Raw genomic sequence first — 12,239 nt, forward strand, 5'->3', positions numbered from 1 at the left:
ATTAGCTCCAACTCACAACTGCCAAAAGGCTTTTTTCCTTAGCGATTTGAAGTAAACTAAATCCCTGCTGTGAGGGATTGTATGCCCTCGCGCAGAATTTTTTAGCCATAATTTTGGATGCTGCGGCTCCTGCGGAAATATTGAGTGGTTGCATCTATTTTTCACAGGAATTAGCCCAAAAATAGGTATTTCTATTTATTGTTCGCTGTGCGTCGCGATCTCGCAAAACAGGTGTTTTATCGCCACTGCGCCTGTTCGTGATCGAGAGGAAAAACAACCTATTCCTCTCCTGGGCGACCGCACCGAGACGATGGCAAAATCCAGGCGTTTCCTCGCTCCGCCGCAAGTCCTGTTCGAGAAGAAAAACAATTTAAAGGGAGAAGATTTGAAATATGACTGCTATTACTACTAATGAACCGGAAGCTTTAAACTTTGAATGCGAAACAGGCAATTATCACACTTTTTGTCCGATTAGCTGCGTAGCTTGGCTTTATCAAAAAATTGAAGATAGCTTTTTCTTGGTCATCGGTACTAAGACTTGTGGCTATTTCTTGCAAAACGCAATGGGCGTGATGATTTTTGCTGAGCCTCGCTATGCGATGGCTGAGTTGGAAGAAGGCGATATTTCCGCTCAGTTAAACGATTATGACGAGTTGAAGCGGCTGTGCTTGCAAATTAAGCGCGATCGTAACCCAAGTGTAATTGTCTGGATCGGCACTTGCACCACCGAAATCATCAAAATGGATTTGGAAGGGTTAGCACCGAAACTCGAAGCAGAAATTGGCATTCCCATCGTCACAGCCCGCGCTAACGGCTTGGATTACGCTTTTACTCAAGGGGAAGATACCGTTTTAGCAGCGATGGCTGCTAAATGTCCTGAGAAAGCGCCCGTGATGGAATCTCAGAAACAAGAACGCAATGCTATCTCTCAACTGCTGAATTTCGGTAAGAAAAAAGAGGAAGTTGCAGCAGATGAATCGGAATATGTCAAGCACACACCGCTGGTACTTTTCGGTTCTTTGCCCGATCCGGTTGTTACTCAGCTAACTCTAGAATTGAAGAAGCAAGGAATCAAAGTTTCCGGTTGGCTTCCTTCCAAGCGCTACACTGAATTGCCAGTCTTGGAAGAAGGTTATTATGTATCGGGTATGAATCCGTTCTTGTCGCGCACAGCTTCTACGTTGATGCGCCGCCGCAAGTGTAAGCTAATTGGTGCGCCATTCCCGATCGGCCCTGACGGAACTCGCGCTTGGATTGAAAAGATTTGCTCAGTGTTGGGAATTGAACCAAAAGGTTTGGACGAACGGGAAGCGCAAATTTGGGCTGGTTTGGAAGATTACCTGCAAATAATTCGCGGCAAATCTGTCTTCTTTATGGGAGACAATTTGCTGGAGATTTCTTTAGCACGTTTCTTGATTCGCTGCGGCATGACTTGCCCGGAAATTGGCATTCCTTACATGGACAAGCGCTATCAGGCGGCGGAATTGGCTTTGTTAGAAAAGACTTGTCACGAGATGGGAGTTCCTACTCCTCGGATTGTGGAGAAACCGGACAATTACAATCAGCTTCAGCGGATTTACGAGCAGAATATTGATTTGGTGATTACGGGTATGGCTCACGCTAATCCTTTGGAAGCGCGGGGGATTAATACTAAGTGGTCTGTTGAGTTTACTTTTGCTCAGATTCACGGCTTTGGTAATGCGCGGGATATTTTGGAGTTGGTGACTCGTCCGCTGCGCCGGAATAATTCGCTGAAGGATTTGGGTTGGGGTAATTTGGTGAAGAATGAAGCGAAGGTTTAATCGTTTTTAGTAAGAGAGTAAGGTGGGCGTTGCTCACCTTATTTTTTTGGGAACCGCTGATGTAGGCGGATTGACGCAGATGAACGCGGATGAAGAGTGCGCTCGATCTTTTAATTAGAAGATGAAAGTCAACTTTAAATCTCTAGATTATTACTTGAGCCTGAAATATGCTGTCAGTTTTTATCCAGAATCTGAAGGTTATACAGCCATAATAAAAGACCTTCCGGGTTGTATGTCTGTGGGGGAAACTTTGTCGGAAGCGACGGAGAACATTGAGGAAGCTAGGGAATTGTGGGTAGAGACTGCTTATGAGTGCGGCGATGAGATTCCTTTACCTGCTAAAAGTTAAAGTAGGGTGCGTCGCTTCGGCTATTCTCGGCAATAGTAGCTATCCGATTGCTCGGATTGAGATTTAAATCATGAGTAACCGCCGATAAAAACTCTTCTATTCCATCAAGCAATGGCTGTTTGTTGATACTTTTCTCCGCCAAATATCTTAACAATATCAAATTTCTGGTGGCATCCAATGTATTTGGGTCGGTGTAACTCTCATCAGGAATCACTGACTTACCAATTACCATACCAGGTATATGCTCTATCCAACTCTCTGTATTTTGGTTGACACCTTCTTTAAAAGCATAGGCACAAGCAGCCGCAGCAACATCAGCTATTTGTATGCCCGGAAATTTATCGGATTCCACAAATTGAACTTCTTGGGACAGATTAAATGTAATGGGTTCTTCTACTCCTTGAAAAAAGTCAAAATAAATCTTATCCTCTATCCCAATCCAAACATCGAACAGTTCTTTGTTTTCTTTGAGTGGTTTACTAACATCACAAAAAACTTTAAGTTGGTTAAACTCTTTTCCCCAGTCACAGAGAATAGAAAACAAAGCCGAGGTCGAAAGCTCTAAAATCCACTTGCCTATATCAGTTCCTTGTAAAGAGTTTAATTCTTGATTAATAGTATCTCTATGATGAATACAGAAAGTCTTTATGTCGTCGAGTGGCGACATATCAGGTGTTTCTGAAGAACTAAAAAGATAGTTAGGTTTTTTTCTCATAAGATTCTGAAAATCACTAAAGATTTTTTCAGCCTCCTCGCTCCGACATACAAAGTCAAGATATAAAATGTTGCTGATAAATCGGTGAAATTTTATTTGATAAAATAGAGAGCTTTTTTCTGAGAGAGGTGGCTCAAATATATATTCATAAAATTTGCAAGCCAAGTTAAACTTTTTATGATAAACACCTACTTTTATGCGATCTTTAAAGGTACTCAATATCTCAGATATTACCTTTTTACCCTTGGTAGATTTAAGAAGGTTTCGACCTTTTAATTCGCCACCTTGTAGCTTATATTTTTGGATTATATTATTTACATATTCCGTAGCTTCTTCATGGTTAATTGCTACACTTGCATAAGCAAAATAAGTAGACCCTTGGTCAAGAAGATCGTTACCAGTGAAACCTGATTCATCGCAGTAAATCTCTTCAATGGTTTCTTTCATAGGGATTCTTCGTGTAATTGTGAGGATTGTGTATTACCAGTCATTTTGGTAGTATAACATGAAATTACAGAACCAGACAACTTCAGAAATGAGACTTAACAGCCTCCTTTCACAAATGAGAATTAACAATAATACAGGACTTGGTATTTGAGTACGCTCAGAAAAACAGCTTGCTATAATAAGACTGTGTGGGCGATCGCACTTTTCCCCAACTTTTCCAGAATCCCAGGCTACACGCCCGTAACACGATCGCAGGTACGATCGCCTATAATCGAAACTAGCCCAACTCTCATCAGTTGAGAAACCGCCATGAGTCAAGACAAGGAAGAAATTAGCTATTCAGAGAAAACAGAACGTCTCAGAGTTATCGGTCAGTTTATCAAAACTGTCACACCGATGATTTGGACGATCGTAATTTTAGTAGTCATCATTCCCCTATTAGGTAACTTTCTAATTTCCCAGTCACTAACAAATACCGCAACCACAGCAGTTGTAGTCTCGCCGCCACACGATTTTAGCAAAGTCAACCAAGACATTAAAAACGCTATCCAACAATCCCATACAACAGCCGAAACTTTCGCATCCCAAGAATTGGACAAATGGGAAGCCGAAGTAATTGCACGAGTAGACAATAGCTTCCTCGATTGGTACTTCGATTACTTCAATCAAAAAAAGATGGAGTTTACCGTACCTTTTAATTTCGTGAAATCGGCCGTACTCAACAGATTTGATATGACAGCAGCTTCTCAAGCTGTTTCCGAAAAATTAACCGAAGACTTTCAAAGAGAATTTGCTAACCGAGTGCTGGTCCCCAAAAACGCTCAACTGCGATTTCAATTAATCACTCAAGATACTGCTAACTTGTATATATCAGAAGTTAGCAAGAATGTGAAAGTAGTTCAAAACAATTATAACATACCGCAAGTACAGTGGGACAAATACCTGAACGATATTGCCACCACTATTAGCGACAAAGGAAATGTCTCGAATTTATCATTAAAAGTATTAGTTGGCGGTAGCGGTTACTTGGTTGCTAAACCCTTAATTTTGGGAGTCGCAGCTAAAGTTGGTAGTAAAGTTACGGCAAAAGTTGCCAGCAAAGCCGCCGCCAAGGTAGCCACAAAAACAGGCGGTACAGTTGCTAGTCAGTTGGGAGTAAGTTTAATCGACCCGATTGTCGGCATCGGAATTATCATTTGGGATTTGTGGGATTACAATCACACCGTCAAAGTAGAAAGACCGATTTTGCGGGCACACATTGTAGAATACTTGAAAGATGTCAAAAAGTCGCTGCTCACAAATCCTGAAAGCGGGATTATGGCAGCAATTTATCAGTTGGAAAGCGGTCTTCTCAAGTCACTTTAATCATTTAAATCGCGTCTGAATAATGTGTGTAAATCCCCGAAGAGTGGTAATATCCGCTGCAATAAGGAAAGGGGGGTAGACCATTAGTTAGTGCCAGCAGCGGGCGCTCCGACTCGCTACTGTGCGTGATCGAACACCCGACTGTGGGCGATCGCGCTCATGTAGCAAAAAAAGAGAAAAAAATGAATGTTAAACGAGGCAAAAAAAGAGAGGATATGGGGACAAAAAGAAGACTTTCCTGTATTTACCATGATAAATATTTTCCGTAACTGAAAATAAAACAAGCTGTTAGACTCAGATTACACGGATTTTGTTGGCGCCACTTTAAACAAATTAGCTATCGATTATGAGTTTCTGGACTTGTGGCAGTTGCAGCAAAACAATTTAAAAGTTCCCGTTGACCGAGGTAGAGTTCTGGCGGGAGTGCGTTTTACCGATGAATCTCTACGGCGAGGTTTGTAGGGAATTGCTGAAGTATTTGACGGAGTTGTTTTAGTTCAAAAAGGCATAACTTCTAAGCCGGAAGTTTGGTCGGCTTGGTCGAAATTACGGCAAGAAATCGAAGCGTTGATGAAATAGTCGAAAGTCAAGGATCTAGCAGGCAGTTGCGATCGCCCCCAGAGACTAAAATCAAGTAAAATTGCAAGTATTGGTCGATCGACCCCCGTTACTCGACTATATTTGGATTCAAGGTTTGCTATACTCCAGAAATAGACATATATTAACCTTTGCAAAATCAATAGGCCGGAGCTATGACATCCTATGCAACCTCTACAGCAAGAGCCGAGATGAGTGAGATCCGGCGCTTGAAAAACATACTGCCCCCAGAACTCCAAAGTTGGGTAACAGTAGAAAAAACAATAGAAGTTAATCCTACCCTGATCCGCAGCGAAGAAATAGGCAAAGACCAGGTAGAAATCCAAATAGACCTGATCCGCTGGGAACAGCTAGCAATGGATCAGCGCAACCTCCTATTTTGGCACGAAGTCGCCAGAATCCAAAACGACACCATCCCCAGAGACGGTTGGGAAATGGCGGCCCTGGCCATTGGTTTAGGCGGCGCTGTCGGCGAACTTTGGGTGCAAGACGGCTTGCTGCTGTTATTAGCCCTATCCCTGTGCGGCGTCTCCGGCTGGAGACTTTACCAAAAAAACAACGGAGAGAAAAGTTTAAAAGAAGCAGTAGACGCCGACGAAAAAGCCCTCGCCCTCGCCACCCGCTTCGGCTACACTCTCCCAAACGCCTACAAAAGCCTCGGCAGCGCCTTAAAAACCTTAATCGAGCAAACCTCCAAAAAACAGCAGCGGGCTAAATACGAAGCTCGTCTCCAGGCGCTCAAACGCAACGCAGCCAAAGCCAAAGCCAAAGTCAAACCCATCACCCGCGAAACCTCCCAGTCAGAAAACGTCTACAATTCTTAACCTCATCCCCCGACGCTTGTTACGGGGGTTTTCCAGTTAACCGTTAACTGTTGACTTCTGTGTTAGCTGTTAACTGTTAACTGCGATGGCTATCCGGTGCAAGACAGGCAGGAAAATTATTAACGACAAGATTAAGCGGCCTGAATCCACAAAAATCTTGATTCCGATGTCAAAGTTTGGCAGCGACTGCGTTCAAAAATCTTTGGGCCAAAACTGGCACTGGTAGACTCAAGTCTATTTTTGCCTTTGATATCACTCTCGGCGGGCGAGTTGGCAGGCGTTTTTATAAAGTTTGTATAAAGCTAGCATAAGGAGGAGCTGCTAGGACAGAATAGGCTAAAGACATCAGCTTGAAATTTGAAACTAGGACTTCATGGTCAGTCACACCCCAGAGGCAGATTTTCGGGTTACGTACTTGGACGAGATTCCCTCAGTTCACATACCCGTGCGCTTGAGCGTACTTGAAGCTGTAAACTTCAAGACAACCTGCCAGCAACTTTTTTCGGAAAGCACCACCGTTCCCAGCAAGATTGTCCTAGACTTCAGTCAGACGACATTCATCGACAGTAGCGGGATCGGTGCTTTAGTCAGCAATCTGAAATTTGCCAAACAGCGTGGTAGCGACTTGGTGCTCCGAAGCCTCAAGCCGCAGGTGATGGCAGTATTTGCTCTCACCAGCCTAGATCAAGTGCTGACGATCGAGCAGCCCTCTGCAACCTCAACTCCCACAGAGACCAACCCCTCGGACAATCAGCTACCGATGACGCACCCCTCAGTGCAATCGTGGGTGAAGCGGCTGATAGATATCGTTGGGGCAATCGTCGGTTTGATAATTACAGGAATTTTGCTCGTACCTATAGCTGCAGCCATCACTATCAACGATCCAGGCCCGATATTTTTCGGTCAAACCCGCTGTGGCTGGATGGGTAGACAATTTCGGATTTGGAAATTTCGATCGATGTGTACCAACGCCGAAGCCATGAAAGCCCAAATCAAAAACCAGGCTTCTGGCGCATTTTTCAAAAATGACAACGACCCGCGGATTACTAAAGTCGGGCGCATCTTACGCAAAACCAGCCTCGACGAACTGCCGCAGTTTTGGAACGTGCTCAAAGGCGAAATGAGTCTAGTTGGCACTAGACCCCCTACCCCAGACGAAGTTGAGCGTTACGAAGTCCCTCAGTGGCAGCGTTTGGATGTCAAACCCGGGATGACTGGGGAATGGCAAGTCAACGGTCGCTCTCAAGTCCGCGATTTTGAAGATGTCATCCGTTTAGATTTAAAATACCAACAAAACTGGAGCCTGGTGTATGACCTCAAACTAATTGTCAAAACTGTAACAGTCCTGTTTAACAAAAATAGTGGCGCTGTGTAGGAACCCTCAACAACCCACCGCTGAACTTTGAGGTGCTGTTGCCGACGGGGGGCGGGAACTCGAACTCGATACTTAGTCAAGCAGACGATCGCTAGCGATAGCTACGTTAGCATTAAGTGTTAAAATTCACACGCCCAGAAAATGCACAGCTCTGCAATCGGAGCATTAATAATTAGCAATTGGCGAGTTCGAGGTCATACTCGAATGATCCCAGCATGATTTTCGAGGACGAGAAGAACTCACCTGTGTTTAGAAAAGTAGCGACTGCTAACACGGTCGATGCTTAAATCACTTCCTCGCAAGCTGACTCGGGAATTTTCCCTATTTAAACGCCCTACCGAGGCGGGTTACAGTATCGGAAGTCTCTCATTTGCTGTGCGAGTAAATGGTGCGAAAGGAATGCTCACCTTGAGGCAAAACGGGCTTCTTCAACTCAAGCTTGACTTAACTAATATGTTGCCAAGACCTTGCCCTCCTTTTTCTCTCCCTCCGCCGCTGAGTACAGCGGTGGTGGGGGCCGACCAGGGGGAAGAAAGATGAAAGACAAGCAACCAAAGGCCGAGTGGCACCTGCAGGTTGAAACAGACCTGAATGCTTTAACATCCATTTTGGAATGGTTGGAGAATATCGTTTTGCCCATGATACCAGCGGATTTCTGGTGGCAGTGCCGGCTGATAATCAACGAAGGCTTTACAAACGCTGTCCGCCACGCTCACCAGAACTTGCCCCCCTCGACGCCCATAGACATTGAGGTAAAAGTGTTTGCCGATTACTTAGAAATTAGGATTTGGGACAGGGGTCAACCCTTCAACTTAGAAGCAAAGCTGCACTCGATCATGCAAGAGCAGCGCGATCCTTTGGACAGAGAAGGAGAAAGGGGACTGGTGTTCATGTACAAGCTTACAGACGATCTTCGGTATATCCGTACCGAAGATCGCCGCAACTGCCTGGTAATGCGAAAAAACATTAGCTGAGGGCGCGATACCCGCCCGGTCAGGGCGGCTTCTTTCCCAAGGAGTGGAAGATCGCCTCGCCCCCTATTGTCCTACCCGGCACCCAACCACATCCTCTGCAATTCTGCGGGTGCAGGCTCGATGCACGCGGCTGGAGGACAATTTGCTTCAAAATAAATATTATGCGTATTCTAATTTATTCCTATAACTATTATCCAGAGCCGATCGGCATTGCCCCCCTGATGACAGAACTAGCGCAAGGCTTAGTCAAGCGCGGCCACCAAGTCCGAGTCGTCACAGGAATGCCCAACTATCCGCAGCGCCGGATTTATCCGCAATATGAGGGCAAATTGTACCTCACCGAAGAACACAACGGCGTCACAATTCAGCGCAGCTATCTGCGCGTCAACGGCCCCCACCCCACCCTCCTAGACAGACTTTTGCTAGACGGCAGTTTTGTCGTCTCCAGCGCCGTCCAAGCTTTCAGAGGCTGGCGTCCCGACGTGATTTTCTCGACAATGCCCCCTTTACCGATTTGCGTCCCAGTCGCCTTTTATGGCTGGATTCGCGCTTGCCCGATCGTCCTCAACGTTCAGGATATCGTCTCAGAAGCAGCCGTGCGCGTCGGCTTGGTCAAAAAAAACGGACTGCTAGTTCGCATTGCTGACGCTTTAGAAAAATTGGCCTACTCCACAGCTAGCCAAGTCAGCGTCATCGACAGCGGTTTTATCAAAAAATTGCATTCTCAGGGAGTACCCCCCGAAAAAATAGTTTGCGTTCCCAATTGGGTTGATGTCAATTTCATTCGGCCCTTACCCAAGGAAAGTAACTCATTTCGAGAAACTCACAAACTCAAGGGCAAATTTGTCGTTCTCTATGCAGGCAATATTGCCCTCACTCAAGGCTTGCAAACAGTTGTCCAAGCAGCGGCTCGTTTGAAACACCTAACCGAAATCGCTTTTGTAATTGTGGGGGAATCAACAGCACTCGCCCGCTTGCAACAAGATTGCGAAACTTATAAAGCTAATAATGTAATGCTGCTACCATTTGAACCGCGAGAAAAATTGCCCGACTTGTTAGCTGCTGCTGATGTTAGTTTAGTCGTACAAAAGCGCCGCGTTACTAACTTCAATATGCCTTCAAAAATTCAAGTAATTCTTGCCAGCGGTCGGGCAATTTTGGCTTCGGTTCCCGAAACTGGTACGGCTCAGAAAGCAGTGCAGCAAAGCGGTGGCGGGGTGGTGGTAGCGCCGGAAGATCCGCAGGCTTTGGCCGAGGCTGTTGAGGATTTGTACTTGCACCCTGCTAAGGTGGATGCGTTGGGCGAGCAAGGCAGAAATTATGCTGTGGAGAATTACGGATTTGAGGAAGCTTTGAATCATTATGAAGCTTTGTTTGCGGCGGTGGCAGCGAGTCATTCTGAGAAAATATTTGCGCCCCTGCCAAAATAAGATAAGCGCTTGAAACCGTGCCTAATTAGAGTGCCAAAAGATGTTCTTAGCAGTACAGAAAAAACGTTCGTTAACATAAATACAAAAAAAATGAAAGACTGATGGTTGAGCAATTGAATTCCACAATATACAAGAACCGGAACTGTCCTCGCAGCCGCCATGCAGAAAGCCCTGACTACCGCGATTAAAAGTAAAATACAGATTACTGAAAAAGACTTTTGACTTCCCGTTACAACCATTTTGATTAAATTTTTTATAAAAAAGTTTTCGGTTGAATTAACAAAATAATCATAAAAAATCCCAGAGAAAATAGCAGCGGCTCAACGACAAAATAACCTTTGATGGCACTGACTAAAAATAGAAAAAATGAGATAATTACCAAAAATAGCAAGTTTATTAGACTAATTGTTCAGGTAGGAACTGTTTTGAATATTCAAGGAGTTACCAGAAAAGATAACGTATCTACCAAACAGCCGATCGCCCCCTTCGCCCCCTTCACCCCTCCCCATCCCAGAAGTCACCACACCCCTGCGTGCCCGACACCGCAGCCGATCGAAACAAAACGCTAAAATAGTAGCTCATACAATTTTGGAGTTAATATTTGACACTTGCACCCGCGCGCGAAAACGTTCTAGCTTGGCTGTCAGACAGAGTTCCTGCTGCCCGCATCAAACATATTCTGGGAGTCGAACAGACAGCAGGTGACTTGGCTCGCCATTACGGCCTCGACGAAGCAAAAGCCCGATCGGCCGGTTTGTTGCACGATTTGGCAAAATACTTCAAACCTCAACTGCTGCTGCAAATGGCCCAGAAGGAAGGTTTAGAGTTAGACTCAGTGTTGGAAGCACACCCGCATTTGCTGCACGCAGACGCGAGCGCGATCGTCGCCAGAGACGAATTCGGGGTGGTCGATCGAGAAATTTTGGAAGCAATCGCCAATCACACCCTCGGCAGACCAAACATGAGTCAGCTCAGTTGTACCGTATTTGTAGCAGATACTATAGAGCCGAGCCGCGGCAACACAGCTCAACTAGAAGCACTGCGCGAGGCAAGCTTGCAAAATCTTTATGCAGCCGTGTGGCAAACTAGCGATTATTCTCTTAAATACTTGCTAGAAACTCGCTGCTACATCCACCCCCGCACCGTACTTACGCGGAATTGGGCGCTGCAAATGGCTCGATCGCCGGAAAGAGGAAATTCGACAGAAAAGTCGATCGAACAAATCACAAGTTGAAAGTAAAATTCACCAGAAATTCTGTCCTTACTTTTGGCTTCAACCTAACTCCTATTTCCCGTCTCAAACTGCCAACAACCAATGGCTAGTAGTGCACCCATTTCCCCTTACCCTATCACTTAGGAAATTAAACACTGAATGTCAGATCTAACCCAACTCGAATACTCCAGGGCCCAGTCTACAGCAACCGACGGCACCTCCTCAGACGAAGCCCGTGGCATGATCATGACCGTTGCCCAAGCAGCCGATGACCGCAAAGCAGTAGATATTGTATTGCTCCGAGTGGCAGAAGTATGCTATTTGGCAGACTACTTTGCGATCATCACCGGATTTTCCAACGTGCAGGTACGAGCCATATCCCAAGCAATAGCAGACCAAGTGGAAGAAGAGTGGCAACGCTTGCCACTGCGTACACAAGGCCTATCAGACGCCAGTTGGGTAGTCATGGACTACGGCGACGCGATCGTTCACATTTTGAAGCCTCAAGAGCGGGAGTTCTACAATTTAGAAGCGTTCTGGGGACACGCCGAACGCATTGACTTTTCCCCCGCGCCGTGAGGATGGCTAATGTGAAAAACGTTTCTGCTTCTATTTGTCCCGTTCCGCAAGAACAGCGACCGATCAATGAATACCAAGAACTTAAAGAATCCTGGTTTTTTAGCTGGGTAACACTCAAGTGGCCCGGATACCTGGCAAAACTAGCTTGGGTGTGGGCTTGGAGTTGCTTGGTATCGGGGCCGATAGCTGCTTCTAGCTTTGCTCCTGTCAAGTATCCAGCTCAGTTTGTCCTCAGCAGTGCCGCAGGTGCCGGTTTTATTCTAGGATTAGCTTTGCTGCGGCTCTACTTGGGTTGGTTCTACGTGCGATCGCGCCTTTCAAATCCCACGGTCGTCTACGAAGAGTCTGGCTGGTACGATTGTCAATCTTGGCCTAAAACTCCCGAAGTTTTGCTTCAAGATCAGTTGATTGTCAACTACCAACTAGAACCAATTCTCAGGCGTCTGCGGCAGACATTTTATGGTTTGACAGTATTGCTGGTTGCCGGGGGACTAACTTGGAGTTGTTTGTAATCGGGAAGGCTAGGGAGTTTTGAGTTTTGAGATTGCCGCCCACAGCCAACAACGCAC

The 12,239-nt window shown here is 45.7% G+C and carries 12 protein-coding genes; 11 read left to right on the plus strand and 1 reads right to left on the minus strand.

Translation table 11 applies throughout. The annotated features are described in order from the left end of the window. The first annotated feature begins 392 nt into the window (after nt 1-392). Together QUA57_RS13300 and QUA57_RS13305 are read left to right on the plus strand one after the other, a co-directional pair. Nucleotides 393-1,802 carry a ferredoxin:protochlorophyllide reductase (ATP-dependent) subunit N gene (locus tag QUA57_RS13300; RefSeq protein ID WP_199292772.1) on the plus strand — a complete coding sequence of 470 codons (1,410 nt, stop codon included), beginning with the start codon at nt 393-395 and terminating at the stop codon, nt 1,800-1,802. A gap of 121 nt (nt 1,803-1,923) precedes the next feature. Beyond that, on the plus strand, nt 1,924-2,151 hold the full coding sequence (locus tag QUA57_RS13305; RefSeq protein ID WP_333061375.1) for a type II toxin-antitoxin system HicB family antitoxin: 228 nt from the start codon (nt 1,924-1,926) through the stop codon (nt 2,149-2,151). Here the strand turns inward: QUA57_RS13305 and QUA57_RS13310 are convergent. Further along, nucleotides 2,141-3,313 (minus strand): DUF3800 domain-containing protein, encoded by a 1,173-nt coding sequence (locus QUA57_RS13310; protein WP_333061376.1) that lies wholly within the window; start codon nt 3,311-3,313, stop codon nt 2,141-2,143. The genes QUA57_RS13305 and QUA57_RS13310 overlap by 11 nt on opposite strands. A 309-nt stretch (nt 3,314-3,622) precedes the next feature. Here QUA57_RS13310 and QUA57_RS13315 point away from each other — a divergent pair, with 309 nt between their 5' ends. The 9 genes from QUA57_RS13315 to QUA57_RS13355 all read left to right on the plus strand — a co-directional run bounded on the left by QUA57_RS13315 (nt 3,623) and on the right by QUA57_RS13355 (nt 12,182). Then, the gene (locus QUA57_RS13315) at nt 3,623-4,678 is read left to right on the plus strand and encodes a hypothetical protein (protein ID WP_333061378.1); all 1,056 of its coding nucleotides are present in this window, start codon (nt 3,623-3,625) and stop codon (nt 4,676-4,678) included. Nucleotides 4,679-5,430: 752 nt separating this feature from the next. Then, nucleotides 5,431-6,099 carry a DUF3318 domain-containing protein gene (locus QUA57_RS13320; protein ID WP_015178535.1) on the plus strand — a complete coding sequence of 223 codons (669 nt, stop codon included), beginning with the start codon at nt 5,431-5,433 and terminating at the stop codon, nt 6,097-6,099. Nucleotides 6,100-6,472: 373 nt separating this feature from the next. Beyond that, entirely contained in the window at nt 6,473-7,474 is a 1,002-nt protein-coding gene (locus QUA57_RS13325; RefSeq protein ID WP_333061380.1) for a sugar transferase, read from the plus strand. 536 nt (nt 7,475-8,010) lie between these two features. Next, complete coding sequence (locus tag QUA57_RS13330; RefSeq protein ID WP_333061381.1) at nt 8,011-8,448, plus strand: ATP-binding protein; 438 nt, start codon at nt 8,011-8,013, stop codon at nt 8,446-8,448. A 161-nt stretch (nt 8,449-8,609) separates the two neighbouring features. Beyond that, on the plus strand, nt 8,610-9,878 hold the full coding sequence (locus QUA57_RS13335) for a WcaI family glycosyltransferase (protein WP_333061384.1): 1,269 nt from the start codon (nt 8,610-8,612) through the stop codon (nt 9,876-9,878). A gap of 341 nt (nt 9,879-10,219) precedes the next feature. Then, complete coding sequence (locus tag QUA57_RS13340) at nt 10,220-10,447, plus strand: hypothetical protein (protein WP_333061386.1); 228 nt, start codon at nt 10,220-10,222, stop codon at nt 10,445-10,447. A gap of 32 nt (nt 10,448-10,479) precedes the next feature. Further along, on the plus strand, nt 10,480-11,112 hold the full coding sequence (yqeK, locus tag QUA57_RS13345; protein WP_333061389.1) for a bis(5'-nucleosyl)-tetraphosphatase (symmetrical) YqeK: 633 nt from the start codon (nt 10,480-10,482) through the stop codon (nt 11,110-11,112). Nucleotides 11,113-11,250: 138 nt separating this feature from the next. Then, nucleotides 11,251-11,670, plus strand: a complete 420-nt coding sequence (gene rsfS / locus QUA57_RS13350; RefSeq protein WP_333061392.1) for a ribosome silencing factor — start codon at nt 11,251-11,253, stop codon at nt 11,668-11,670. A gap of 2 nt (nt 11,671-11,672) precedes the next feature. After that, nucleotides 11,673-12,182, plus strand: a complete 510-nt coding sequence (locus QUA57_RS13355) for a CGLD27 family protein (protein WP_333061394.1) — start codon at nt 11,673-11,675, stop codon at nt 12,180-12,182. Nucleotides 12,183-12,239 lie beyond the last annotated feature (57 nt).

Origin of the sequence: Microcoleus sp. Pol7_B2 (assembly GCF_036701035.1) — a bacterium.
Taxonomy (GTDB): domain Bacteria; phylum Cyanobacteriota; class Cyanobacteriia; order Cyanobacteriales; family Microcoleaceae; genus Microcoleus.

Excerpts from the sequence above, each read along its gene's own strand:
- QUA57_RS13300 (WP_199292772.1), top strand. The coding sequence starts at position 393 with ATGACTGCTATTACTACTAATGAACCGGAAGCTTTAAACTTTGAATGC.
- QUA57_RS13305 (WP_333061375.1), top strand. The coding sequence starts at position 1,924 with ATGAAAGTCAACTTTAAATCTCTAGATTATTACTTGAGCCTGAAATAT.
- QUA57_RS13310 (WP_333061376.1), bottom strand. The coding sequence starts at position 3,313 with ATGAAAGAAACCATTGAAGAGATTTACTGCGATGAATCAGGTTTCACT.
- QUA57_RS13315 (WP_333061378.1), top strand. The coding sequence starts at position 3,623 with ATGAGTCAAGACAAGGAAGAAATTAGCTATTCAGAGAAAACAGAACGT.
- QUA57_RS13320 (WP_015178535.1), top strand. The coding sequence starts at position 5,431 with ATGACATCCTATGCAACCTCTACAGCAAGAGCCGAGATGAGTGAGATC.
- QUA57_RS13325 (WP_333061380.1), top strand. The coding sequence starts at position 6,473 with ATGGTCAGTCACACCCCAGAGGCAGATTTTCGGGTTACGTACTTGGAC.
- QUA57_RS13330 (WP_333061381.1), top strand. The coding sequence starts at position 8,011 with ATGAAAGACAAGCAACCAAAGGCCGAGTGGCACCTGCAGGTTGAAACA.
- QUA57_RS13335 (WP_333061384.1), top strand. The coding sequence starts at position 8,610 with ATGCGTATTCTAATTTATTCCTATAACTATTATCCAGAGCCGATCGGC.
- QUA57_RS13340 (WP_333061386.1), top strand. The coding sequence starts at position 10,220 with ATGGCACTGACTAAAAATAGAAAAAATGAGATAATTACCAAAAATAGC.
- rsfS (WP_333061392.1), top strand. The coding sequence starts at position 11,251 with ATGTCAGATCTAACCCAACTCGAATACTCCAGGGCCCAGTCTACAGCA.
- QUA57_RS13355 (WP_333061394.1), top strand. The coding sequence starts at position 11,673 with ATGGCTAATGTGAAAAACGTTTCTGCTTCTATTTGTCCCGTTCCGCAA.